Below are 24,732 nucleotides of genomic sequence, written 5' to 3'. Positions count from 1 at the left end.
ATCGCGCTCAGCGCAGGTCGCTGTAGACTTCGTCCCCCCAGCCGACCAGGCGGTCGCCGCGAAACACCAGCGGCGTCGTTTCGTCGCGGGTGGTGCGGCCATCCGAGGTGGTGTGGCGGGTGCGGTAGAACAGCACACGCACTTCCTCGCCGTCGGCGGTGAATGCCTCGGAATCGTTCGGCGTGCCGAGGCGGTCGAGGACCGCTTCGCGGGTCATGCCGATTTCCAGTTTGCTGATCGCCGCGCGGTTGTCGCGCTGCTCGACTTCCCAGTCAGTGTCCTTCACGTGCTCGCCATCGATGAACACGCAACCTGCGGTTAACAGCGAAAACAGTGCGAAGGCGGCGATACGAACGGGTGTTGTATTCAATGGAATTTCCTCTTGTATAGCACTCGCCGAAAACCGCGCTAGCGACGCGGCGAGAAGTTTGTGGGGTACGGGAGTTATGGTTCTACGCGGCGCGGTATGCTGTCAATCGCGCTGCGGCCGCTCACCGCGGTAGCGGGGCGGCTCGTCGATTCCGGGGAACAATCAGGTGAAAAACGCCCGCAAAAAGCGAGCGAAAAGCTCAGCGGGAATTACTCGCCATGCCCTGCAGGTAGACGCACACGGCCTGCGAGCGGGCGGTGACACCCATCTTGTTGAAGATGCGCTTCAGGTGATTTTTAACCGTGTTGTGGCTGATGCCGAGGATGGTACCGATCTCCTCGTTCGACTTGCCCTGGCTGACCCAGGTCAGCACCTCGTGCTCGCGGTCGCTCAGTGACTCGACGTTCTGGCGGATCACCTGTTCCTGTTCGGTGGCCGCCGGCGGCAGGCACTCGACCCGGCGCAGTGCCGAATCCAGGTGGGGCAACAGCAGGCGCAGTACCACCTCGTCGAGGGCGGCGTGCTCCGCGGAGATGGAGAACACGTAGAGGCAGTCCTGGCGACCGCGCTCGTCGCGCATCGCACAGGCCAGCAGGCCGCGCGAGGTGGCGGTGGTGGTGCGGTAAAAATGCGAGTCCACATCCATGCCCGACTCGCGGGCCAGGCGATGGAAGTCGTTGAAGAAGATCCAGCCGCGGCTGGACTTGCTGACCGCCTCGAACAGGCGCGTGACCGTGTAGTCCAGGCCACGCACGCTGGCCAGCATGCTGGTGTTGAGACCGTGCAGCGAGGAGGCGACATCGTAGGACAGTTCACCGCGGGTGAAGTCGCCCCAGGCGGCGAGCAGGGTCTGGTGCGGAATCCAGTTGTACACGTCGCCCTGCAGCCACTCGAAGAAATCGCGGTGGGTGCGTACCGACTTGGCGTTGCCCATGGTGTCCAGCAACTGGCGGTACACGCCCGGGTCGGCGCGGTCCAGGCCCGGCGCCCGGCGTATCGTCTGCATGGTTGCTTCCGCTGTCACAGCCTTACTCCGTGACCGCCCCGCGGGTGGCCCAGTTAGTTGATTCGGGGAAAATAGCGCGCGCTGCGTCACTCCCTTTTTCCGGTGCGTACGCTGCGCTTGAACCACGATTACGCACACCTGTATCAAACCTAAGTGAAGACCCGCAACCCGTCCAACCCACTTTCCCGTACTGTGAGGGACGTCACAGCTTTTCGCACATACGGGGCTTAAGTCCCACAGAGGGACAAGCATCGTTAGCCCACCCGGGCTAATGCCGCTGCATTGCACAGCCCGCCAACGCTCGCCACCGAAGCCTGCAGCGGGTGTGTCGCAACTACCCGGCGTGAGCGGAATACGGTAGTCTGGCGCCAGCGGTGTCCGCCGGATACCCGCGCTATCGACAACCCATCGGACGAGCAACGGCAATCCGCAACTGGTGACGGGGCAACTGACAATACGCGTGCTGGCCGCGGCAGGCCTGGGTGCACTGCTGGCGCTATCGGCGCTGGCGGTGGAGTCGCCAACGCCCGCGCTGGAGGCACAGGAAGCAGCGTCCGGCGCGACGCCGGAGTCCGCATCTGAAGCCGCACCTGTAGAGGCCGCGGAAGGCGCCGAAGGCACTCCGGCGAAAGCGGTCAGCGTAGAACTCGATGAACCGGTAGTTGAAGAACCAGTTGTACCACCGCCCGTGGTCGAACCCGCCGGTACCGAGGTGCAACCGGACGATCCGCAGGAAGTGCTCGTCCCGATCGCCGAGGAAGAAGTCCCCCCGGCACCGCCCGAACCGACCCTGGTCCTGCTCGGCACCGAGATTCCCCCGGCCACCACAACGCGCCTGTCCTGGTCGCCCAGCCACACCCTGGAGGGCATCGCCACACCCACCCCGGTGCTGATCGTCAACGGCAGGCGCCCGGGCCCGGTGCTGTGTCTCACCGCCGCGCTGCACGGCGACGAACTCAACGGCATCGAGATCGTGCGCCGCATCCTCTACAACCTGGACAAGGAATCGCTGGTGGGCACGGTAATCGGCGTGCCCATCGTCAACCTGCAGGGCTTTCACCGCAGTTCGCGTTACCTGGCCGACCGCCGCGACCTTAACCGCTACTTCCCGGGGAATCCCTCCGGCAGTTCGGCCTCGCGCATCGCGCATTCGTTCTTCGAGGGCGTCATCCGCCACTGCTCCGCGCTGGTCGACCTGCACACCGGCTCCTTCCACCGCACCAACATGCCGCAGCTGCGCGCGGACCTGCGCTACCCGCAGGTTCGCGAACTCACCGAGGCCTTCGGCACGACGGTGGTACTGCAAAGCGGCGGCGCCTCGGGCAGCCTACGCCGCGCCGCGGTGGAAGCGGGCATTCCCGCACTTACCCTGGAGGCCGGCGAATCGATGCGCCTGCAGGAGGCCGCGGTGGAACACGGGGTGGACGGCATCACCACCCTGATGAGCAAGATGGGCATGATCGAGCGCTTCAGCCTGTGGGGCTACCCGGAACCGGTGTACTACCGCTCGGTGTGGGTACGCGCAGACCGCGGCGGCATCCTGTTCAGCGTGGTCAACCTCGCCGACCGCGTGCGCAAGGGCGATCTGCTCGGCGAGGTCACCGACCCGATCACCAACATCAGCTCGAAGATCTATTCACCCCACGACGGGCGGGTTATCGGCATGGCCCTGAACCAGGTGGTGCTGCCCGGCTTCGCCGCCTTCCACATCGCCATTGCCACGCCGAAAAAAGAGGTGGAGGAAATGGCCTGGCAGGCCGGCGCCGCGGCGCGGGAGCCGGCGGGCGAGGCAGCCGCGGTAGACCCCAACAACCCGAATACCGAGGCTACGATCGAGGACCCGGACGCCAGTGACGCCGGCGGCGACCCACCGGAACTGCCGGACAGCGACGACTTCGACTGAGCCTTTCGGGCCCGGCCAGAGCTATCCGAGATCGAGATAGCGCACCGGGTCGCTGCCGTCCCAGTCGCGCGCCGCCTCGGCGATGGATTCGAACAAGCCCAGCACGCCCGGCTCGCGCTGCAGCACCTCGGTAAACCCGCCCAGCTGCGCGCGGGTGTCGAAGTAGCCGTAACGCAGGTCGCCGAACTTCGCCAGGTAGGCGGCGTCGATACCGCGCTCGCGGTAATAGGCGATCTCGGCGTCGAGGTCGTCGACGAAGTAGCACAGGTGGTGATAACCGCCCTCCCCCGGCGCGTACATATCGCGGTACACCGAGGGGCCGTCACTGTGCTGCTGGATATACTCGATCTGCATCGGGCCGGCCTGCACGAAGGCGCAACTCATCTCCAGGTCATCCGGTTGGCCGCGGTAAAAGCCGTCGCTGGGGCTGACGTGACTCATGACGATAAACGGCCCCATGCCGGTGGTATCCAGCCAGCGCTGCATCGCCGCCTCGAGATCCGGTACGACGTAGCAGGTCTGCACGAAATGGCGTTGGGTCATCGATACTCTCCGGTTATGTCGCAGCGCGCTCAGGCGGCCAGGTGGTCGCGGAAGAAGGCGCTGATGCGAGAGCGCGCGTCCGCTGCGTCCTTCTCGTTAAAGCGCAGTGCGAGCAGTTTGCCGAGGATGCGCGGCACCAGGGTGTGGTGGTCGTCCATGAAGGAGTGGTAGGCCTCGGGGTATTCCTTGACGTCGTGGGGCACGCCGTTGCTGACCAGCGCCGCCTCGATCTTCGCCGCGGCGCCCTGTAGCTGCTTGTCCTTGCCGGCGTAACTGGCGATGACCGGGCAGGCACCGCGCAACACGTCCTCCAGCTCCTGCTTGGGCAGCATCCCGTAGTTGGGTGCGGAGGCCTGGAAGTCGTGGCCCGAGGCCAGCAACAGGCAGAAGCCGCCGCCCATGCAGAACCCGATAACGCCGATCTGGCCGCTGCAGCCCGCCTGGTCCGACAGCCACTGGCGCACCGTGTCGATATCGTCGAAGGCCGCGCCCTCGCCCTTGAGCATGTCGGACATGGTGGCCTTCACGCACTTGAGGGTACCGCCCCAGGAATACAGGTCCGGCGCGATGGCCATGAAACCCTCGCTGGCCAGCCAGTCGGCATGGCCGGTAGCAACCGGGGTGAGACCGAAGATGTCGTGGATGATGACCACCCCGGGCCAGGGCCCCTCGCCCTCGGGCGTCGCCAGGTAGGCGTCCAGGGTGTGTTGTGGCGTGGTGATGGATACATTGGGCTTGCTCATACCGCGGGTTCTCCCTGCTGTTGTGATTATCGTGTCTACCTACTGTAGCGATTCCCGGGCCGGGACAGAACCCGTCGGCGCGAGCTGGCGGGCAGCAGACGAGCGCCGCTGCGCCCTGCCTCAGCCGGCCAGTGCGCCGCCGTCGATATGAAACTCGGCGCCGGTGGTGTAGGTGGACTCGTCAGAAGCCAGCAACACCACCAGCGGCGTGATTTCCTCCGGTGTGCCGAAGCGCGCCATGGGCGTGCCCGCGGTGAAGGCGGTGATCGCCGCCTCGCGCGCGCTGCCCTCGCCGAGCACCGGGTCCCACAGCGGGGTCATGATCGAGCCCGGGTGGATGGAGTTGCAGCGGATATCGAGCCCCTGCTGAGCGCAGTACAGCGCCACTGTCTTGGTGTGGTTGCGCACCGCCGCCTTGGATGACGCGTAGGCCGCCGCGGCGGGTACGCCGATCAGTCCCGCGCGCGAGGACATGTTGATGATCGAGCCGCGGCCGCGCTCGCGCATGGCGCGGATCGCGTACTTGCAGCCGAGGAACGTGCCGTCGAGGTTGATGCGGTGCACCGCGTGCCAGCTGGCCAGGTCGCCGTGCTCCGGGTCCTGCGGCGCGCCGTCACCGATGCCGATCACGCCGGCGTTGTTGACCAGGATATCCAGGGCCACGCCGCGCTCGCGCAGTTGCGCCATCACGGCAATCCAGTTGTCCTCGTCGCCGACGTCCAGGCGCTGCCAGATACCGCCAAGCTCGGCGGCCAGCGCGGCGCCCGCCGTCTCGTCCACGTCGGTGACCACCACCTGTGCTCCCTCGGCGGCAAAGGCCCGGCAAATCGCCGCGCCCAGGCCCCTGGCCGCACCGGTCACCAGTGCTGTTTTGTGTTTTAATCGCAAGACTCATCTCCCCGGGTTTCTGCGCCGTACTATACCGCCTGAGGGGGAAAAGGCGGAGTCGCCGTCCGCGCAGCGCGCACAGGCAGCCCGACCGCACCGACCACTCGAGGAGAAACCCATGATGACCTCCCGTCGAATTGCAGGGTTTGCCCTGCTTTCCTGCCTGTGCCTCGCGAGCCTGGCGGCGCGCGGCGCACCCGGCCCGGTGTTCGCGCCAGAGGACGTGTTCCAGTTGCGCTATGCCAGCCACCCGCTGGTGGACAACCGCGGCGAGCGCCTGCTCTACCTGCGTCACTCCATGGATATCATGCGCGACCGCTCGCGCAGCAACCTGTGGTTGCTGGACATCGACAGCGGCGAGGAGACTCCCGTGACCACCGGCGCGAAAAACGTCAGCGGCGCGGTGCTCTCACCACAGGGCGACCGCGTCGCCTACATCGATCGCGACGACATCGGTTCCCAGCTGTTCGTCACCTGGCTGGACGTGCCGCGCACCGCGCAACTGACCCGACTGCCAGTAAAGCCCAGCCAACTGGCCTGGTCGCCGGACGGACAGTGGCTGGCGTTTTCCATGCGTGTGGCCGCCGATGCGCCAACCATGGGCAGCCTGCCGCGCGCGCCCCAGGGCGCCGAGTGGGCCAATTCGCCGGTGATTGTGGACCGCACCCTGTACCGGGACGACGGCAGCGGCAACCGGGACCACGGCTTCACCCAGGTGTTCATCATGCCCGCGGAAGGCGGCAGCCCGCGGCAGGTCACCTCGGGCGATTTCCATCACGGTGGCGGTATCGCCTGGGCGGCGGACGGCAGCGCCCTGTTCGTCTCCGCCAACCGCGATCCCGACTGGGAGATGCGCATCGGCAACAGCGAGATCTACCGCGTGGATATCGCGACCGGTGCGATCACCGCGCTCACCGAGCGCGACGGTCCGGACTCGCACCCGGTGGTATCGCCAGATGGCAAGCGCATTGCCTTCCTCGGCTACGACGACCAGCGCCTGGGCTACCAGCGCAACCACCTGTATGTGATGAACGCCGACGGCAGCGGCCGCCGCGACCTGCTCCCGGACCTCGACCGCAGCGCGCAGGACCCGCAGTGGTCGGCGGACGGCCGTCACATCCTGTTCAGCTACGACGACCGCGGCGATACCGTACTCGCCGCCGTCGACCTCTCGGGCAACATCGATGAACTGGCGCGCGACCTCGGCGGCCTGTCCCTGGGCCGTCCCTACACAGGCGCCAACTTCGCCGTGGGCGGCAAGGGCGTCTACGCGTATACCTCGGGTTCGGCCGCCGCTCCCGCGGACATTTCCGTCGGGCGCCGCGGCAAGAACCAGCGCGTCACCGCGCTCAATGACAACCTGCTCGGCTACCGCGATCTGGCGCCGGTGCAGGAACTGTGGCTGAAGTCCGGCCACGACGGCCGGGATATCCAGGCCTGGGTGGCCACCCCACCGGGCTTCGACCCACAAAAGAAATACCCGCTGATCCTCGAGATTCACGGCGGCCCCTTCGCTGCCTACGGCCCGCACTTCGCCGCGGAGATCCAGCTGTACGCCGCCGCCGGCTACGTGGTGCTGTACGCCAACCCGCGCGGCAGCACCAGCTACGGCGAGGATTTCGCCAACCAGATCCACCACAACTACCCGAGCCAGGACTACGACGACCTGATGTCCGCGGTGGACGCGGTAATCGCGCGCGGCTACGTGGACACCGACCAGCTCTACGTCACCGGCGGCTCCGGCGGCGGCACCCTGACCGCCTGGATCGTCGGCAATACCGACCGCTTTCGCGCGGCGGTGGTGGCCAAGCCGGTGATCAACTGGACCAGCTTCGTGCTCACCTCCGACGTACCGCCGTATTTCGCCCAGTACTGGTTCGGCGCCATGCCCTGGGACGACCCCGACGCCTACTGGCGGCGCTCGCCGCTGTCGCTGGTGGGTAAAGTGAACACGCCGACCATGCTGCTGACCGGCGAGGCCGACCTGCGCACGCCGATAGCGGAGACCGAGCAGTACTACCAGGCGCTGAAAATGCGCGGCATCGACACCGCCATGGTGCGCATGCCCGGGGCCTCACACAGCATCTACAAGCGCCCCAGCCAACTGCTGGGCAAGGTGGCGGCGATCCTGGAATGGTTCCGGCGTCACGCCGGGCAGGAGGAAGCGGCGCAGGAGTAATCCTGCGAGAGCAACGTCAGACCACGACTTCCATGCGCCGGCGGCGCTTGTCGACGTACATGCGCTCGTCGGCGATGCGCAGCAGTTCCCCGGCTTCGAGGCTGTCATCGGGACATACCGCTACCCCGGTACTGCAGCCCACGCTCAGGCGCTGGCCATCCGCCGCCACCGGCGCACCGATGGTGCGCGAAATGCGCGCGGCAATGCCGTCCGCGTCGCGACTGTGGACGAGGATGGCGAACTCGTCGCCGCCAAGGCGGGCCACGGTGTCCGCCCGGCGCACCAGGTTGCGCAGGCGCTGCGCCACGGTGGTCAGGATCAGGTCGCCGGTCTGGTGACCGTAGCAGTCGTTGATCGGCTTGAAGCGGTTGAGGTCGATCATCACCAGCACGAGGCGCTCGCCGGTCGTCGCGCAGCGCTCGATACTCTGCTGCAGGCGCTGGTCGAAGGTGTTGCGATTGGCCAGGCCGGTCAGCGGGTCGTGGGCGGCGGCAAACTCGAAGCGGTCCCGCTCCATATGCAGGCGGGAGCGCATGCTCTCGCGGTAGAACTGCTCCATACACAGCGCCGAAAACATGGTGAAACAACCCAGCCACCAGCAGGCGAGGAACATGGCGCCGACCAGGGGATTACCGGCCAGCACTGCGAGACAGGGAGAAACGGTGATGACAACCAGCCAGCTTATCGCCGATGTGTGGTCGGCAATATAGGACATGACCACCGGAATACAGAACATCATCATCAGCAGATGCACGTATTCCGGGGCATCCGCCATCAGGAATGTGCCCACCGTGGCGAGATAGACGCTCAGGACATAGATGTTTGCGGCGAGGGTGAAACGCGCACTGTAGCGGAACACCCACAGTGCCAGCGCATTGCCCAGCAACAGGGCGAGCAGGGCGAGCGTGGAGATCAGCCGCATGTCTTCGGGCAGAATCGTCGAGACCAGCGAGGCCGCCAGTACCCCGGCTGCACCCAGGCAGCTGGTCAGGGTGATCAGCACCAGGGAGCGCGCGCGCACCAGTTCCTCGACCTGCTGGTGCTCGCGGATGCTGCGCGGCACCAGGGGGTCGATCACCCGCAGCAACAACTGCCAGATCACCGCGCGGCTCCGCCGGCCGGGGGCCGAATTGGCACGGGCGCAGCGGCGCCGCTTGCCCTCACGTCCCGCCTGGCTTGATTCATGGTCCCCACAGGCCTGTTCTCCATACTGCATCCATGCCCCTGATCTCTCTATGAACATTAGCTGGAACGCCCTGGATTTGCATCATAAAGCTGGCACTTGCCGGTGTCGGCGTGTCCGGATAGTGCACCTGCTCACATTCTGGGATGACGCAGGGCCTTGAGGGGTCAGAGTCACGACTCTGACCCCGGCTGCACGCGGCGGGCCGGCTACAAGGGGTCGCAGTCGCGACTCTGACCCCGGCGGCTGCCACCGGACGGCGCAAAGAAAAAGGGCCCACCCTCGCGGGTGAGCCCTTGCAGTAACGCTGTGCGCCGGGGCGCCGCGGGCGATCAGTCGTCCGCCTGCAGAGCCTCGGTGAGTGCCGCTTCGATTTCCTGGGCGGACACCGCCATCTCCGAGCTGGCTTCGCGACGGCGCTTGCGCTCGTCGTGGTAGGCCAGGCCAGTACCGGCGGGGATCAGGCGACCCACGACCACGTTCTCCTTCAGGCCGCGCAGGAAGTCGCGCTTGCCGGTAACCGCCGCCTCGGTGAGGACGCGGGTGGTCTCCTGGAAGGAGGCCGCGGAGATGAAGCTCTCCGTCGCCAGCGAGGCCTTGGTGATACCCAGCAGCTCGCGCTCGCCGTTGGCGGCGACCATGCCGTCGGCCAGCAGGCGCTCGTTCTCCTCGAGCAGGGTGGTGAATTCCACCTGCTCGCCCTTGATCAGAGTGGAGTCGCCGCTGGACGTGATGATCACCTTGCGCAGCATCTGGCGAACGATCACCTCGATGTGCTTGTCGTTGATCTTCACACCCTGCAGGCGGTAGACCTCCTGGATCTCGTTGACGATGTACTTCGCCAGCTCCTCGATGCCCTTCAGGCGCAGGATGTCGTGCGGGTTGGGCGGACCTTCGGAGACCACTTCACCCTTCTCGACGAATTCACCCTCGAACACCGACATGCTGCGCCATTTGGGGATCAGCACCTCGTAGGTTTCCGAACCGTCGGGCGCAGTGCCCTCGGTCGGGGTGATCACCAGGCGGCGCTTGCCCTTGGTCTCCTTGCCGAAGGACACGGTGCCGGAGATCTCCGCCAGGATGGCGGGTTCCTTCGGCTTGCGCGCCTCGAACAGGTCGGCAACACGCGGCAGACCACCGGTGATGTCGCGGGTCTTGGAGCCTTCCTGCGGGATACGCGCGATGACGTCACCCACCTCGATCTTGGCGCCGTCCTCCAGGCCGACCAGCGCGTGGGCGGGCAGGAAGTAGTGGGCCGGGACGTTGGTGTTGGGCAGGTGCAGTTCCTCGCCCTTGTCGGAGACCAGGGTCAGGGCCGGACGGATGTCCTTGCCCGCCGCGGGACGCTCACCGGCTTCCATCACGGAGATGCTGGACAGGCCGGTCAGTTCGTCGGTCTGGCGCTTGATGGTGATGCCTTCGTCCATGCCGCTGAACTTCACGTAACCCGCCGCCTCGGTGACGATCGGGTGAGTGTGCGGGTCCCAGTTGGCGACGATGGCGCCGGCGGTGACCTTCTCGTTGTCCTTCACCTTGAGCACCGCACCGTAGGGCAGCTTGTAGCGCTCGCGCTCGCGGCCCAGGGTGTCGAGCACCGACAGTTCACCGGAGCGGCTCACCGCCACCAGGTTGCCGTCACTGTTCTCCACGGTCTTCAGGTTGTGCAGGCGCACGGTACCGTCGTTCATCACCTGGATGTTGTCCTGCGCGGTCGCCCGCGAGGCCGCACCACCGATGTGGAAGGTACGCATGGTCAGCTGGGTGCCGGGCTCACCGATCGACTGGGCGGCGACCACACCGATGGCCTCGCCGATGTTGACGCGGTGACCGCGGGCCAGGTCGCGACCGTAGCAGTAGGAGCAGATGCCGTGGCGGGTTTCACAGGTGATCGGCGAGCGCACTTCGATCTCGTCGATACCCATTTCCTCCAGGCGCTTGATCCACAGCTCGTCGAGCATGGTGCCGGCGGTGATGGCGATCTCGTCACCGGAACCCGGCTTCATCACGTCGCGGGCCACGATGCGGCCCAGCACCCGGTCGCCCAGGGATTCGATGATGTCGCCGCCGTCGATGACCGGGGTCATCAACAGGCCGGCGTCGGTGCCGCAGTCTTCCTCGGTGACCACCAGGTCCTGGGCCACGTCGACCAGGCGACGGGTCAGGTAACCGGAGTTCGCAGTCTTCAGTGCGGTATCCGCCAGGCCCTTACGAGCGCCGTGGGTCGAGATGAAGTACTGCAGTACGTTCAGGCCCTCGCGGAAGTTCGCCACGATGGGGGTCTCGATGATCGAGCCGTCCGGCTTGGCCATCAGGCCGCGCATACCCGCCAGCTGGCGGATCTGGGCCGGTGAACCCCGGGCGCCGGAGTCGGCGTACATGTACACCGAGTTGAAGGAAGCCTGTTGCTCCTCTTCGCCTTCGCGGTTGACCACGGTCTCCTTGGACAGGCCTTCCATCATGGACTTGGAGACCAGGTCGTTGGCGCGGGACCAGATGTCGATCACCTTGTTGTACTTCTCGCCCTGGGTTACCAGGCCGGCGGCGTACTGCTCCTCGATCTCCAGTACCTCGGCCTCGGCGCGCTCGATGATCTCGGCTTTCTCTTCCGGGATCTCGAAGTCGTTGACGCCGATGGACGCGCCGGAGCGGGTCGAGTAGTCGTAACCGGTGTACATCAGGCGGTCGGCGAAAATAACCGTCGCCTTCAGGCCGACCACGCGGTAGCACTGGTTGATGATGCGCGAGATGGCCTTCTTGGTCATCGCCTGGTTGACCATGTCGAAACCGATACCCTTGGGCACAATCTCCCACAGCAGGGCGCGGCCCACGGTGGTGTCGACCACCACGGTGCGCTCCAAGGTATCGCCCTCGTCCTGGATCACGGTCTCGGTGATGCGCACCTTGATGCGCGCCTGCAGGTCGATGTGGCCGGCGTAGTAGGCGCGGTGGATCTCGGACACATTGGCGAAGGCCATGCCCTCGCCCCTGGCGTTGATGCGCTCGCGGGTCATGTAGTACAGGCCGAGTACCACGTCCTGTGAAGGCACGATGATCGGCTCGCCGTTGGCGGGCGACAGGATGTTGTTGGTGGACATCATCAGCGCGCGCGCTTCGAGCTGGGCTTCCAGGGTCAGCGGTACGTGTACCGCCATCTGGTCGCCGTCGAAGTCAGCGTTGTAGGCCGCACATACCAGCGGGTGCAGCTGGATCGCCTTGCCCTCAATCAGCACCGGTTCGAAGGCCTGGATACCCAGGCGGTGCAGGGTCGGGGCGCGGTTCAGCAGCACCGGGTGCTCGCGGATGACCTCGGCGAGGATGTCCCACACTTCCGGGGGCTCGCGCTCGACCATCTTCTTGGCCGCCTTGATGGTGGTGGCCAGGCCGCGCGCTTCCAGCTTGCCGAAGATGAACGGCTTGAACAGCTCCAGCGCCATCTTCTTGGGCAGGCCGCACTGGTGCAGGCGCAGGGCGGGACCGACCACGATCACCGAACGACCGGAGTAGTCCACGCGCTTGCCCAGCAGGTTCTGGCGGAAACGGCCCTGCTTGCCCTTGATCATGTCGGCCAGGGACTTCAGCGGGCGCTTGTTGGAGCCGGTGATGGCGCGGCCGCGACGGCCGTTGTCCAGCAGGGCGTCCACGGCTTCCTGCAGCATGCGCTTTTCGTTGCGCACGATGATGTCCGGGGCGTTCAGGTCCAACAGCCGCTTGAGACGGTTGTTACGGTTGATCACCCGGCGGTACAGGTCGTTGAGGTCCGAGGTGGCGAAGCGGCCGCCGTCCAGCGGTACCAGCGGGCGCAGGTCCGGCGGCAGCACGGGCAGCGCGTTGAGCACCATCCACTCCGGCTTGTTGCCGGAGTTGGCGAAGGCTTCCATCAGCTTCAGGCGCTTGGACAGCTTCTTGATCTTGGTCTCGGAGTTGGTCGCCGGGATCTCCTCGCGCAGCGTGGCGATCTCCTGGTCGAGGTCCAGCTGCATCATCAGGTCCTGCACGGCCTCGGCGCCCATCTTGGCGGTGAATTCGTCGCCGAATTCCTCCATCGCCTCGTAGTATTCCTCGTCCGAGAGCAACTGGCCCTGTTCCAGGGTAGTCATACCCGGGTCGGTGACCACGTAGCTTTCGAAGTAGAGCACGCGCTCGATGTCGCGCAGGGTCATGTCCAGCAGCAGGCCGATACGGGACGGCAGCGACTTCAGGAACCAGATGTGCGCGACCGGGCTGGCCAGCTCGATGTGGCCCATGCGCTCGCGGCGCACCTTGGCCAGGGCGACTTCAACGCCGCACTTCTCGCAGATCACACCGCGGTGCTTGAGGCGCTTGTACTTGCCGCACAGGCACTCGTAGTCCTTCACCGGGCCGAAGATCTTGGCGCAGAACAGGCCGTCGCGCTCCGGCTTGAAGGTACGGTAGTTGATGGTCTCGGGCTTTTTCACTTCGCCGAAAGACCAGGCGCGGATCATCTCCGGCGAGGCCAGGCCGATGCGGATCGCATCGAACTCTTCAACCTGTCCCTGGGCTTTCAGCAGATTCAGTAAGTCTTTCAAAGTATTTCCTCCGCGAGGTTATCTCGTTGGCCGGTTATTCGTTCTCGAGCTCGATATCGATACCGAGCGAACGGATTTCCTTGACCAACACATTGAAGGACTCGGGCATGCCCGGCTCCATTCGATGGTCGCCATCGACAATGTTCTTGTACATCTTGGTGCGGCCGGTCACGTCGTCGGACTTGACCGTCAGCATCTCCTGCAGGGTGTAGGCGGCGCCATAGGCCTCCAGGGCCCAGACCTCCATCTCCCCGAAGCGCTGGCCACCGAACTGCGCCTTGCCGCCCAGCGGCTGCTGGGTAACCAGGCTGTAGGAGCCGGTGGAACGCGCGTGCATCTTGTCGTCCACCAGGTGGTTCAGCTTAAGCATGTACATGTAGCCGACGGTCACGGAGCGATCAAACTCCTCGCCGGTGCGGCCATCGTACAGCGTGAACTGGCCGCTTTCGGGCAGGTCCGCCAGCTCCAGCAGCTGCTTGATCGACTCTTCCGCGGCGCCGTCGAAGACCGGGGTCGCCATGGGCACGCCGCCGACCAGGTTACCGGCCAGTTCCAGGATCTCGGCGTCACTCAGTGACTTGATATCCTCGATGCGGCCGGCGCCGTTGTTGTAGATCGCCTCCAGGAACTGGCGGATCTCGGCGACCTTGCGCTGCTCCTGGATCATGTGGTCGATCTTCACGCCCAGGCCCTTGGCAGCCATGCCCAGGTGGGTCTCGAGGATCTGGCCCACGTTCATGCGCGAGGGCACGCCCAGCGGGTTGAGCACGATGTCCACCGGCTCGCCGTTCTCGTCGTAGGGCATGTCCTCCACCGGCATGATCACGGAGATCACACCCTTGTTACCGTGGCGGCCAGCCATCTTGTCGCCCGGCTGGATGCGGCGCTTGATGGCGAGGTAGACCTTGACGATCTTGAGCACGCCCGGTGCGAGGTCGTCGCCGGACTGCAGCTTGCGCTTCTTGTCCTCGAAACGCTCCTCGAGCAGTTTGTTCTGCTCGTCGAGCTGGCGCTTGGCGGAGGCCAGCGCGTCGTTGAGGTCGGCGTTGTCCAGCTTGAGCTTGAACCACTGTTCGCGGTCCAGTTCGCCCAGCACCTTGTCGTTCAGCGCGGTGCCCTTGGTCAGGCCGGCGCCGGAGACGGTCTTGGCGCCCTTGAGCAGGTTGCCCAGGCGCGCGAAGGTCGCCTCTTCGAAGATGCGGTACTCTTCCTTGAGGTCCTTGCGGTACTCGTCGAGCTGGTGCTTTTCGATCTGCAGCGCGCGCGGGTCCTTCTCCAGGCCGTCGCGGGTGAAGACCTGTACGTCGATGACGGTACCCTTGGTGCTGGAGGGCACGCGCAGGGAGGTGTCCTTAACGTCGGAGGCCTTCTCGCCGAAGATCGCGCGCAGCAGCTTCTCTTCCGGGGTGAGCTGGGTTTCGCCCTTCGGCGTGACCTTGCCCACCAGGATGTCGCCCGCGTCTACCTCGGCACCGATGTAGACGATGCCGGATTCGTCCAGCTTGGCCAGCGCGCTCTCACCCACGTTGGGGATGTCGGCGGTGATTTCCTCCGGCCCCAGCTTGGTGTCGCGAGCGATACAGGTCAGCTCCTGGATGTGGATGGTGGTGAAGCGATCTTCCTTCACGACCTTCTCGGAAACCAGGATGGAGTCCTCGAAGTTGTAGCCGTTCCAGGGCATGAACGCGATGCGCATGTTCTGGCCCAGGGCCAGTTCACCCATGTCCACCGAGGGGCCGTCGGCGAGGATGTCGCCGCGGGCCACCGCGTCGCCGGTCTTCACGATCGGGCGCTGGTTGATACAGGTGTTCTGGTTGGAACGCGTGTACTTGGTCAGGTTGTAGATGTCTACCGGCGCCTCGTCGACACCGACGTCGGCGTCGTTGACGCGCACCACGATACGGCTGGCATCCACGGAATCGATCACGCCGGGACGGCGCGCGACGACACACACGCCGGAGTCGGCGGCGACGTAGCGCTCCATGCCGGTGCCCACCAGCGGCTTGTCGCTCTTCAGCGTCGGCACCGCCTGGCGCTGCATGTTCGAGCCCATCAGTGCGCGGTTGGCGTCGTCGTGCTCGAGGAACGGGATCAGCGCCGCGGCCACGGACACCACCTGCTTCGGCGACACGTCCATGTAGGCGATGTCTTCCGGCGACTTGACGGTGAATTCGTTCATGTAGCGAACGTTGACCAGTTCGTCGGTGAAGCGGTTGTTCTTGTCCAGCGAGGCCGAGGCCTGCGCGATCACGTACTCGGCTTCGTTGATCGCCGAGAGGAACTCGATCTCGTCGGTGACCTGGCCGTCCACCACCTTGCGGTAGGGCGACTCGAGGAAGCCGTAGTCGTTGGTGCGGGCGTAGGTCGCCAGCGAGTTGATCAGGCCGATGTTCGGACCTTCAGGGGTCTCGATCGGGCACACGCGACCGTAGTGGGTCGGGTGTACGTCGCGCACCTCGAAGCCCGCGCGCTCGCGGGTCAGGCCGCCCGGGCCAAGCGCGGAGACGCGGCGCTTGTGGGTGACCTCGGACAGCGGGTTGTTCTGGTCCATGAACTGCGACAGCTGGCTGGAACCGAAGAACTCCTTGACCGCAGCCGATACCGGCTTGGCGTTGATCAGGTCCTGGGGCATCAGGCCCTCGGACTCGGCCATGGACAGGCGCTCCTTCACGGCGCGCTCGACGCGCACCAGGCCGACACGGAACTGGTTCTCCGCCATCTCGCCCACGGAACGCACACGGCGGTTACCCAGGTGGTCGATGTCGTCGACCATGCCTTTACCGTTGCGGATGCCGACCAGGGTCTTGAGTACGTCGACGATGTCTTCGCGGTCCAGTACGCCGCTGCCGGTGACTTCGTCACGGCCCAGGCGGCGGTTGAACTTCATGCGGCCGACCGCGGACAGGTCGTAGCGGTCCGGCGAGAAGAACAGGTTCTGGAACAAGTTCTCGGCGGATTCCTTGGTCGGCGGCTCGCCGGGGCGCATCATGCGGTAGATTTCCACCAGCGCTTCCAGCTCGTTGCGGGTGGTGTCCTGGCGCAGCGTATCGGAGATGAACGGGCCGCAGTCCAGCTCGTTGGTGTACAGGGTCTCGATACTGGTGATGCCGGCTTCCACCAGCTTGCCGATGATTTCCTCGGACAGCTCGGTGTTGCATTCGACCAGCACTTCGCCGGTCTTTTCGTCGACGATGTTCTTCGCCAGCGGGCGGCCGTACAGGTACTCGCGCGGGATCTCCAGCTCGGTGATGTTGGCCTTTTCCAGCTCGCGGATGTGGCGCGCGGTGACCCGGCGGCCCTGCTCCACCACGACCTTCTTGCCCGCCTTGATTTCAAAGGTGGCGACGTCCCCGCGCAGGCGCTCGGGGATCAGGGTCATGAGGAAATTGCCGTCGTCGTTCAGGTTGAACGAATTGACGTCATAGAACATGTCCAGAATTTCCTCGGTCTGGTAACCGAGGGCGCGCAGCAGGATGGTCGCCGGCAGCTTGCGGCGACGGTCGATACGCACGTAGACCAGGTCCTTGGGGTCGAACTCGAAGTCCAGCCAGGAGCCGCGGTAGGGAATCACCCGCGCGGAGTACAGCAGCTTGCCGGAGGAGTGGGTCTTGCCCTTGTCATGATCGAAGAATACACCGGGAGAGCGGTGCAGCTGGGAGACGATCACACGCTCGGTACCGTTGATGATGAAGGTACCGTTCTCGGTCATCAGGGGGATTTCCCCCATGTAGACTTCCTGCTCCTTGATGTCCTTGATGGTCTTGCTGGAGGAGTCCTTGTCGTAGATGATCAGGCGCACCTTGACCCGCAGCGAGCAGGAGTAGGTGACGCCGCGCAGCTGGCACTCGCCCACGTCGAACACCGGGGTGCCCAGGGCGTAGTCGACGTATTCCAGCGCCGCGTTACCGCTGTAGCTGACGATGGGGAATACGGACTTGAACGCCGCGTGCAGGCCGTAGTCGCCGCGCTCGGATGCAGGAATCCCCTGCTGGGTAAACTTGCGGTAAGAGTCGAGCTGAATCGCAAGCAGGTAAGGGACGTCCATTACCTTCGGCAGCATGCCGAAATCCTTGCGAATACGTTTCTTTTCAGTGTACGAGTATGCCATCGGTACTCCCCAGCATGATCTGTGGCAGTTGCTTCGGCAAAGCCGTGTTTAAAAAGTGGGGTCAGATGAGACTCTTTCTGATGCCCGTCTGCGATGAGACATCACAAAAAGTCTCATCTGACCCCACTTTTGGTTGGCGGCTTTGCCGAAACAACCTACCTGTCGGAACTGTCTTTCATGAAGCGGGAAAAGGCCGGTGGGCTTGCGCTCCACCAGCCTCGTCCTTGCCCGGATGTCTGCGGGCGGCGTCCAGCTTACTTGAGCTCGACAGAACCGCCAGCTTCTTCCAGCTTCTTCTTGATCTCTTCGGCTTCGTCTTTGGAAGCGCCTTCCTTGATCGGGGAAGGTGCGCCGTCGACCAGGCCCTTGGCTTCTTTCAGGCCAAGACCGGTGACTTCGCGAACAACCTTGATGACGTTGACTTTCTTCTCGCCAGCGGCGGTCAGAACTACGTCAAAATCGGTCTTCTCTTCCGCGGCACCGCCGGCGTCGCCGCCAGCAGCTGCCGGCGCAGCTGCAACAGCAGCAGCGGCGGTCACGCCGAATTTTTCTTCCATTGCTTCGATGAGCTCAACGATTTCCATTACGCTCATATCAGCGATTGCATTCAGAATGTCGTCTTTGGACAGAGCCATGACTCATATCTCCTATCTAGCTGAGTAAAAAATTTCCCAAAGGCGGGGTTTACGCCGCCTCTTTCTGATCGCGTACTGCTGCGAGTGTGCGAACCAGTTTTCCAGGTACTTCGTTGATCGTCTGAACCAGCTTGGTTGCCGGCGCTTTCATTACGCTCATCAACAACGAGAGCGCTTGATCGCGCGTCGGCAGCTTCGCCAGCACATCCAATTGATCCGCACCCAGCATCTGGCCGCCAACCGCCAGTGCCTTGACTTCAAAGGCGTCATTCTCCTTGGAGAAGTCCTTGAAAAGTCGTGCTGCCGCGCCCGGGTCTTCCATCGAAAAACCGAACAGGGACGGGCCTACGATGGCGTCGTTGACGCACTCGTATTCGGTCCCCGTGAAAGCGCGCTTGGCCAGGGTATTGCGCACAACACGCAATACGATCTGGTTTTCACGCGCTTCCTTGCGCAGAGCTGTCATCCCGTCCACGGTCACGCCACGTGCATCGGCGATAACCAGGGACAGGGCACTGGTGGCTGTCTCGTTAACTTCAGCTACGATCGCTTTCTTGTCTTCGAGTCCAATTGCCACTGGCATTACTCCTGGATTGCTAACTAAAGCAGTCACAAAACTATGCGACTACCGCTTGCCTGGTGAACGTATTCACCATCTGCGTAGGCTGCCGCGCTACCGGGAGATCCCGGAAAGACGCGTGGATTAAGCCCGTGCCGCCTACCGCTGCGGCCGTGACACCTACGGTCTTTGATGGCCTTCTTTTCTCAGCTGATCGGGCTTGCGCCCAGCCTTGTCCAAAAGACCTCAAAGTGGCCCGGCGTGAACCTGTGGGTTCGTTCCGGGCCGACCACCTCTCCATCCCTGGGGAGGTATCGAGGGGCCGCGCCTTGTGGGTGCGACCCGACAATATTCTTCATTGCCCCTCTTTTGACGGAGGGGCGGGGACCCTTACAGGTCCAGCGACGCTTGGTCGATGGTCACGCCCGGGCCCATGGTGGTGCTCAGGCTGATCTTCTTCAGGTAGATACCCTTGGAAGTCGACGGCTTGGCCTTTTTCAGGTCGGCCAGTACCGCTTCGAGGTTGCCGCGCAGTGCGTCCAGCTCGAAGTTAACCTTGCCGATACCGCCGTGGATGATGCCGTTCTTGTCCGTGCGGTAGCGCATCTGGCCAGCCTTGGCGTTCTGCACTGCGGTTTCCACGTCGGGAGTTACCGTGCCGGTCTTCGGGTTCGGCATCAGGCCGCGCGGACCCAGCAGCTGGCCCAGCTGGCCGACGACGCGCATGGCGTCCGGGGAGGCGATGACCACGTCGAAGTCCATCATGCCGCCCTTGATCTGCTCGGCGAGCTCTTCCATGCCGACGAAGTCGGCGCCGGCCGCCTTGGCCTTCTCGGCCGCGTCACCCTGGGTGAACACGGCGACACGCACTTCGGAACCGGTGCCGAAGGGCAGCGTGGTCGCGCCGCGGACAGCCTGGTCGGATTTACGGGCGTCGACACCCAGGTTCACGGCGACCTCGACGGTCTCGTTGAACTTGGCGGTGGCGAACTCCTTCAGCAGGCCGACCGCTTCTTCCAGCGGGTAAGACTTGCGGGGATCGACTTTTTCACGGTACGCGCGAACGCGCTTGGAAAGCTTGGCCATCTCAGTTCACCCCCTCTACTTCGATACCGGCGCTGCGAGCGCTGCCGGCAATGGTACGTACCGCTGCATCCATGTCCGCTGCGGTCAGGTCGGGCCACTTCTGGGTAGCCACTTCCTCGAGCTGGGCACGGGTGACCTTGGCCACCTTGTTGGTGTTGGGGGTAGCGGAGCCCTTCTGGATCTTCGCGACCTTGCGCAGCAGCACGGCCGCCGGCGGGGTCTTCTTGATGAAGGTGAAGGAGCGGTCGCTGTAAACCGTGATAACCACGGGGGTCGGCAGACCGGGCTCCATGCCCTGGGTCTCGGCGTTGAACGCCTTGCAGAACTCCATGATGTTGACGCCGTGCTGACCCAGCGCCGGGCCCACGGGCGGGCTCGGGTTTGCCTGGCCGGCAGGCACCTGCAGCTTGATATAAGCTTCGACTTTCTTTGCCATTGCTTGTCTCCCGGGTAATAACGCCGTTTCGGCTCGCGCCTACTGGGGCTCCCCATCAGTGTGAAAAGGGGTCAGAGCCCTTTTCCAGGTAACTGCTTTAAAAAAGGGCTCTGACCCCTTTTCGATTCCTCAGGCCTTTTCGACCTGGCTGAATTCCAGTTCCACCGGGGTAGAGCGACCGAAAATCAGTACCGCCACGTTGAGGCGGTTCTTCTCGTAATTGACCTCTTCGACGACACCGTTGAAGTCGTTGAAGGGGCCGTCGATAACCCGCACCATCTCGCCGGGCTCGAACAAAGTCTTGGGCCGCGGCGCTTCCACACCGGCCTCGACGCGCTGCAGGATGGCGTTCGCCTCCGCTTCGGTAATCGGCGCCGGCGCATCCGCCTTGCCGCCGATGAAACCCATCACGCGCGGGGTTTCCTTGACCAGGTGCCAGGTATCATCGTTGAGTTCCATCTGCACCAGTACGTAGCCGGGGAAGAACTTGCGCTCGCTGCGGCGCTTCTGGCCACCGCGCATCTCCACGACTTCCTCGGTGGGCACCAGGACATCGCCAAACTGGTCCTGCATGCTGTGCAGTTCGATGCGCTCCTTCAGCGACGCCGCGACTTTCTTCTCGTAGCCGGAATAGGCGTGAACCACGTACCAACGCTTAGACATGCTGAAACCCTTTACCTGTTTCCGTTACCCGATGACCTGCGAGACCAGCCAGCCCAGCAGGCTGTCGAGTCCCCACAGGAGAATAGCCATGAGCAGCACGAACGCCACCACGATCATCGTGGTCTGCAGTGCCTCCTGGCGGGTGGGCCAAACGACCTTGCGGATTTCCGTGCGCGAGCCCTTGACCAGCGCCCAGAATGCAGCGCCCTTGGCGGTTTGCAGGGCAACGAGGCCCGCCACCACGGCAAGCGCCACGATGCCGAGCACCCGGTACAGCATGGACTGGTCGGCATAATAGTTGTTGCCCACTACCGCTACCGCGATCAGGGCGACGACGACCAGCCACTTCAGGCCGTCGAACCGGCTGGTCGTGGTTTCAGCACTCATCAATCTCTATCCTTCCCGTGAAAACCCAGGCCCGGCGGACAACTGCCCGGGGCCTGCGCGGCTTTCACCTGTTCTTGCCATTGGTGACGCCGGTGCGCCACCCCTGCCATAAAATGGCAGGCCAGGAGGGAATCGAACCCCCAACCTGCGGTTTTGGAGACCGCTGCTCTGCCAATTGAGCTACTGGCCTAAATCTTCCAACCTAGACGACGAAGCCGAACTGCCTCTTGGAGGGCGGTTCGGCTTGGCCAAACAGGGGTCGGAGTCGACAACCCCGACCCAACTGGGTCTTATTCGATGATCTTGGCGACGACGCCAGCACCAACGGTACGGCCACCTTCGCGGATCGCGAAGCGCAGGCCTTCTTCCATGGCGATCGGCGCGATCAGCGTCACAACCATCTGGATGTTGTCACCCGGCATCACCATCTCGACACCTTCGGGCAGCTCGACCGAACCGGTCACGTCCGTGGTGCGGAAGTAGAACTGCGGACGGTAGCCCTTGAAGAACGGAGTGTGACGACCGCCTTCTTCCTTGGACAGTACGTACACCTCAGACTCGAACTTGGTGTGCGGGGTTACAGAACCCGGCTTCGACAGCACCTGGCCACGCTCGACTTCGTCGCGCTTGGTGCCACGCAGCAGAACGCCCACGTTCTCGCCCGCACGGCCTTCGTCCAGCAGCTTGCGGAACATCTCGACACCGGTACAGGTGGTCTTGGTGGTGTCCTTGATACCGACGATCTCGATCTCTTCACCGACCTTGATGATGCCGCGCTCGACACGACCGGTGACCACGGTGCCGCGGCCGGAGATGGAGAACACGTCTTCCACCGGCATCAGGAACGGCTGGTCGATCGCACGCTCCGGCTCCGGAATGTAGCTGTCCAGGGTCTCGACCAGGGTCTTCACCGCGGTGGTGCCCAGTTCGTTCTCGTCTTCGCCGTTCAGCGCCATCAGCGCGGAACCGCAGATGATCGGGGTGTCGTCGCCCGGGAACTCGTACTGGTCCAGCAGCTCGCGCAGCTCCATTTCGACCAGTTCTTTCATCTCTTCGTATTCCTCGGAGTCCGCACCGCCGCAGTCTTCTGCGAGCAGGTCGGCCTTGTTCAGGAACACGACGATGTAGGGTACGCCAACCTGGCGCGACAGCAGGATGTGCTCGCGGGTCTGCGGCATCGGGCCGTCGGTGGCGCCACACACCAGGATCGCGCCGTCCATCTGCGCAGCACCGGTGATCATGTTCTTCACGTAGTCGGCGTGTCCGGGACAGTCGACGTGCGCGTAGTGGCGGGTCGGGGAGTCGTACTCCACGTGGGAGGTCGCAATGGTGATGCCACGCTCTTTCTCTTCCGGCGCGTTGTCGATACCGTCAAACGCGACAGCAGCGCCGCCCCAGGTTTCCGAGCACACGCGGGTGAGGGCCGCGGTCAGTGTGGTCTTGCCGTGGTCCACGTGACCGATGGTGCCCACGTTGACGTGCGGCTTGGTGCGTTCAAATGTTGCCTTTCCCATTACGACAGTCTCCTTAACACTGGCGTCGGCCTTGCCGGTTCGCGCCTGAGTAAAAACCCTTCATAACCACTTATAAACGACAGAACTGGAATGGAGCTCATAACCGGATTTGAACCGGTGACCTCTTCCTTACCAAGGAAGTGCTCTACCTACTGAGCTATATGAGCTTTATCCTTCCAACTCTGGAGCGGGTAGCGGGAATCGAACCCGCATCATCAGCTTGGAAGGCTGAGGTTCTACCATTGAACTATACCCGCGACCTGCATTAACCAGATTGTCTGCGGAGTCCGGGCGACGATCACTTGCTAGCTGCCGCCTTCGCCTCCAGGCCACCTGTGTAGCCCCGGGATAGTCCAGCCATCCCTCCGACCACGGCCCTCGTGCGGGACACCGAAGTCGACGCCTTCCTATGCCTGCCCACCGTTCCCGTGTGGCACCTGCATTATTTACTGGCTTTTCAACCAGTTGGCGCGCAAGTTCACAATCGCGTCGCCGAAAATCATGGTGGAGGGGGGTGGATTCGAACCACCGAAGCTCGCGCGTCAGATTTACAGTCTGATCCCTTTGGCCACTCGGGAACCCCTCCGAAAGGCGGCATATTGTCCGGATGCCTAATGCCCTTGTCAACCGCTTCTTTTCAACAAAATTATCCACTTACGCCCGCCCGGAAAACGCGCAGCAGTGTGCGGCGACCGGGCCCCCGCGGGGCTCGCGCTACACATGCGTTCCGGTGGGAAAATGGAGCTGGCGAGAGGAATCGAACCCCCGACCGGCTGATTACAAATCAGCTGCTCTACCTGCTGAGCTACGCCAGCCAGAACCAGTCTTGCCAATACCGCCCTGGCAGCAGGAACCCTGCTTGGGGACGGCATTTTGAAGGTCGCCGATTCTATGCAAAGCACCGGGGGCATGCAAGCGCTGCACGCGCCGGCGCCAGATAAAAAAACACCCCGCGCTGCGGGGTGGCTTGTGAATCGCGATGCGGTGCGGTCAGCTGCGGCGCCGCGCCACCACCAGGCCGAACAGGGCCGAGCTGAACAGCCATGCCGCCGCGGGCAAAGGTACCGCTGAGATGGTGCGGGTAAATGCACAGCTCTCATCACCGCAATCGGTGCTGAAGCTGAAGATATCGGCATCGAGATAGTTGCCGTTGGCATCCTCGCCATCGACACCCATGCCAAAACCGATATTGAACAGTGTATAGGTGCCGTCGGGTGCCACACCGCCATCCGGGACCAGGACGGTCAGCAGGATGTCCATGCTGGCACCGGCGGCCAGCGAGCCACTGTCCTGGTCAAACCACAGGCCGGGACCGCTGGGATAACTGGTTGTATAGGGCCCGCCGCTGCACGATCCAGGCGTGCTGAGGAAGGTGTCGTTACAGGAGAATGCAACGAAGCTGTAGGCGCCGTAATAACTCTCGAAGGCTTCGCCACCGAACCCGGTATCGGGGATCAGGGTCGGGTCCACGCCGTAGGGAAAGTTCTGGTTCAAATCCCAGGTCAGGTCGTCCGACGCCGGGTCCAGGGTCAGGCGTACCCAGACCTCGATGGCCTCGTTCGCCGCCGCCGTACCATCCGGCTCCAGAAACTCCAGCGACCCGACCAGCGCTGCCTGCGCCTGGGTCGAGCACAGCGCGGCCAGCGCCATCCCCAAGACCTGCGTACCTAGCCAGTGCCTGGCCATATTTCCCCCCGGGTATCTGTTCAGTTCTCTGTCGCCAGCCTGCCCGGTATTGCGATCACCCCTGCAGTGATCACGGACCCGAGACAGTGCAACTAATCTGCAGAAAACTGTATCCCACGGCCATGTGCTGCTCATGTACCCGCCCGGGTCAGTAGCGGGAAAAAACGCCGCCGAACGCCTACCCCCCTGGGCTAATACGCGTAAAACCCGGGCGCGCCACCAGCGCTGGTGACCTGATACTGGACTTGGCGCGGCCCGCCCCGCTATCCTCGCGCGCTACCGCCTTTTCACCCCCG

18 protein-coding genes and 5 tRNA genes are annotated in these 24,732 nt (G+C 63.9%); 2 read left to right on the top strand and 21 right to left on the bottom strand.

Translation table 11 applies throughout. The features are described from left to right. Window positions 1–7 precede the first annotated feature (7 nt). Both E4634_RS02135 and epsA read right to left on the bottom strand, forming a co-directional pair. Window positions 8–370 carry a DUF3192 domain-containing protein gene (locus E4634_RS02135; protein WP_240725048.1) on the bottom strand — a complete coding sequence of 121 codons (363 nt, stop codon included), beginning with the start codon at window positions 368–370 and terminating at the stop codon, window positions 8–10. A 199-nt stretch (window positions 371–569) separates the two neighbouring features. Next, window positions 570–1,376, bottom strand: coding sequence for an XrtB/PEP-CTERM-associated transcriptional regulator EpsA (gene epsA / locus E4634_RS02130; RefSeq protein WP_135440953.1), 807 nt, complete (start codon window positions 1,374–1,376; stop codon window positions 570–572). 436 nt (window positions 1,377–1,812) lie between these two features. On the opposite strand from epsA, the gene E4634_RS02125 reads away from it, so the two are divergent. Then, window positions 1,813–3,279 carry a succinylglutamate desuccinylase/aspartoacylase family protein gene (locus tag E4634_RS02125; protein WP_135440952.1) on the top strand — a complete coding sequence of 489 codons (1,467 nt, stop codon included), beginning with the start codon at window positions 1,813–1,815 and terminating at the stop codon, window positions 3,277–3,279. 21 nt (window positions 3,280–3,300) lie between these two features. Here E4634_RS02125 and E4634_RS02120 read toward each other — a convergent pair whose 3' ends face one another. From E4634_RS02120 to E4634_RS02110, 3 genes are all read right to left on the bottom strand, one after another. Continuing rightward, window positions 3,301–3,822, bottom strand: a complete 522-nt coding sequence (locus E4634_RS02120; RefSeq protein ID WP_135440951.1) for a VOC family protein — start codon at window positions 3,820–3,822, stop codon at window positions 3,301–3,303. Between the two features lie 29 nt (window positions 3,823–3,851). Next, window positions 3,852–4,565, bottom strand: coding sequence for a dienelactone hydrolase family protein (locus E4634_RS02115; RefSeq protein WP_135440950.1), 714 nt, complete (start codon window positions 4,563–4,565; stop codon window positions 3,852–3,854). A gap of 120 nt (window positions 4,566–4,685) precedes the next feature. Then, on the bottom strand, window positions 4,686–5,453 hold the full coding sequence (locus E4634_RS02110; RefSeq protein ID WP_135440949.1) for an SDR family oxidoreductase: 768 nt from the start codon (window positions 5,451–5,453) through the stop codon (window positions 4,686–4,688). A 118-nt stretch (window positions 5,454–5,571) separates the two neighbouring features. Between E4634_RS02110 and E4634_RS02105 the strand changes: the two genes are divergently transcribed. Continuing rightward, on the top strand, window positions 5,572–7,632 hold the full coding sequence (locus tag E4634_RS02105) for a S9 family peptidase (protein WP_240725047.1): 2,061 nt from the start codon (window positions 5,572–5,574) through the stop codon (window positions 7,630–7,632). A gap of 16 nt (window positions 7,633–7,648) precedes the next feature. On the opposite strand, the gene E4634_RS02100 is transcribed toward E4634_RS02105, so the two are convergent. The 16 genes from E4634_RS02100 to E4634_RS21650 all read right to left on the bottom strand — a co-directional run bounded on the left by E4634_RS02100 (window position 7,649) and on the right by E4634_RS21650 (window position 24,400). Next, the gene (locus E4634_RS02100; RefSeq protein WP_167854728.1) at window positions 7,649–8,734 is read right to left on the bottom strand and encodes a GGDEF domain-containing protein; all 1,086 of its coding nucleotides are present in this window, start codon (window positions 8,732–8,734) and stop codon (window positions 7,649–7,651) included. Window positions 8,735–9,147: 413 nt separating this feature from the next. Then, a complete protein-coding gene (gene rpoC / locus E4634_RS02095; RefSeq protein ID WP_135440947.1) occupies window positions 9,148–13,362 on the bottom strand; it encodes a DNA-directed RNA polymerase subunit beta' in 4,215 nt (1,404 codons plus the stop codon). Window positions 13,363–13,396: 34 nt separating this feature from the next. Beyond that, the gene (gene rpoB, locus E4634_RS02090) at window positions 13,397–17,470 is read right to left on the bottom strand and encodes a DNA-directed RNA polymerase subunit beta (RefSeq protein WP_135440946.1); all 4,074 of its coding nucleotides are present in this window, start codon (window positions 17,468–17,470) and stop codon (window positions 13,397–13,399) included. Between the two features lie 254 nt (window positions 17,471–17,724). Continuing rightward, window positions 17,725–18,105 carry a 50S ribosomal protein L7/L12 gene (rplL, locus tag E4634_RS02085; protein WP_135440945.1) on the bottom strand — a complete coding sequence of 127 codons (381 nt, stop codon included), beginning with the start codon at window positions 18,103–18,105 and terminating at the stop codon, window positions 17,725–17,727. Window positions 18,106–18,154: 49 nt separating this feature from the next. Beyond that, window positions 18,155–18,682: a 50S ribosomal protein L10 gene (gene rplJ / locus E4634_RS02080; RefSeq protein ID WP_135440944.1), complete on the bottom strand. Its 528-nt coding sequence runs from the start codon at window positions 18,680–18,682 to the stop codon at window positions 18,155–18,157. Between the two features lie 372 nt (window positions 18,683–19,054). After that, entirely contained in the window at window positions 19,055–19,750 is a 696-nt protein-coding gene (gene rplA / locus E4634_RS02075; protein ID WP_135440943.1) for a 50S ribosomal protein L1, read from the bottom strand. A 1-nt stretch (window position 19,751) separates the two neighbouring features. Then, window positions 19,752–20,186, bottom strand: coding sequence for a 50S ribosomal protein L11 (gene rplK, locus E4634_RS02070; RefSeq protein WP_135440942.1), 435 nt, complete (start codon window positions 20,184–20,186; stop codon window positions 19,752–19,754). 129 nt (window positions 20,187–20,315) lie between these two features. Next, the gene (nusG, locus tag E4634_RS02065; RefSeq protein ID WP_135440941.1) at window positions 20,316–20,849 is read right to left on the bottom strand and encodes a transcription termination/antitermination protein NusG; all 534 of its coding nucleotides are present in this window, start codon (window positions 20,847–20,849) and stop codon (window positions 20,316–20,318) included. A gap of 24 nt (window positions 20,850–20,873) precedes the next feature. Next, window positions 20,874–21,236 carry a preprotein translocase subunit SecE gene (secE, locus tag E4634_RS02060; RefSeq protein WP_135440940.1) on the bottom strand — a complete coding sequence of 121 codons (363 nt, stop codon included), beginning with the start codon at window positions 21,234–21,236 and terminating at the stop codon, window positions 20,874–20,876. Between the two features lie 114 nt (window positions 21,237–21,350). After that, window positions 21,351–21,426 (bottom strand) — tRNA-Trp (locus E4634_RS02055). A 100-nt stretch (window positions 21,427–21,526) separates the two neighbouring features. Beyond that, window positions 21,527–22,750, bottom strand: a complete 1,224-nt coding sequence (tuf, locus tag E4634_RS02050; RefSeq protein ID WP_135440939.1) for an elongation factor Tu — start codon at window positions 22,748–22,750, stop codon at window positions 21,527–21,529. Between the two features lie 91 nt (window positions 22,751–22,841). Beyond that, window positions 22,842–22,917, bottom strand: a tRNA-Thr gene (locus E4634_RS02045). Between the two features lie 16 nt (window positions 22,918–22,933). After that, a tRNA-Gly gene (locus E4634_RS02040) sits at window positions 22,934–23,007 on the bottom strand. A gap of 245 nt (window positions 23,008–23,252) precedes the next feature. Beyond that, window positions 23,253–23,336 (bottom strand) — tRNA-Tyr (locus E4634_RS02035). Between the two features lie 153 nt (window positions 23,337–23,489). After that, window positions 23,490–23,565 (bottom strand) — tRNA-Thr (locus E4634_RS02030). Between the two features lie 175 nt (window positions 23,566–23,740). Then, entirely contained in the window at window positions 23,741–24,400 is a 660-nt protein-coding gene (locus E4634_RS21650; protein ID WP_206046768.1) for a VPLPA-CTERM sorting domain-containing protein, read from the bottom strand. Between the last annotated feature and the right edge of the window lie 332 nt (window positions 24,401–24,732).

The organism is Mangrovimicrobium sediminis (genome assembly GCF_004745945.1).
GTDB lineage: Bacteria > Pseudomonadota > Gammaproteobacteria > Pseudomonadales > Halieaceae > Mangrovimicrobium > Mangrovimicrobium sediminis.
Note: the sequence above shows the minus strand (reverse complement) of the source record. Positions and strands in the feature narration are given on the sequence as shown.

Excerpts from the sequence above, each read along its gene's own strand:
- epsA (WP_135440953.1), bottom strand. The coding sequence starts at position 1,376 with ATGCAGACGATACGCCGGGCGCCGGGCCTGGACCGCGCCGACCCGGGC.
- E4634_RS02120 (WP_135440951.1), bottom strand. The coding sequence starts at position 3,822 with ATGACCCAACGCCATTTCGTGCAGACCTGCTACGTCGTACCGGATCTC.
- E4634_RS02115 (WP_135440950.1), bottom strand. The coding sequence starts at position 4,565 with ATGAGCAAGCCCAATGTATCCATCACCACGCCACAACACACCCTGGAC.
- E4634_RS02105 (WP_240725047.1), top strand. The coding sequence starts at position 5,572 with ATGATGACCTCCCGTCGAATTGCAGGGTTTGCCCTGCTTTCCTGCCTG.
- rpoB (WP_135440946.1), bottom strand. The coding sequence starts at position 17,470 with ATGGCATACTCGTACACTGAAAAGAAACGTATTCGCAAGGATTTCGGC.
- rplL (WP_135440945.1), bottom strand. The coding sequence starts at position 18,105 with ATGGCTCTGTCCAAAGACGACATTCTGAATGCAATCGCTGATATGAGC.
- rplA (WP_135440943.1), bottom strand. The coding sequence starts at position 19,750 with ATGGCCAAGCTTTCCAAGCGCGTTCGCGCGTACCGTGAAAAAGTCGAT.
- rplK (WP_135440942.1), bottom strand. The coding sequence starts at position 20,186 with ATGGCAAAGAAAGTCGAAGCTTATATCAAGCTGCAGGTGCCTGCCGGC.
- nusG (WP_135440941.1), bottom strand. The coding sequence starts at position 20,849 with ATGTCTAAGCGTTGGTACGTGGTTCACGCCTATTCCGGCTACGAGAAG.
- secE (WP_135440940.1), bottom strand. The coding sequence starts at position 21,236 with ATGAGTGCTGAAACCACGACCAGCCGGTTCGACGGCCTGAAGTGGCTG.
- tuf (WP_135440939.1), bottom strand. The coding sequence starts at position 22,750 with ATGGGAAAGGCAACATTTGAACGCACCAAGCCGCACGTCAACGTGGGC.
- E4634_RS21650 (WP_206046768.1), bottom strand. The coding sequence starts at position 24,400 with ATGGCGCTGGCCGCGCTGTGCTCGACCCAGGCGCAGGCAGCGCTGGTC.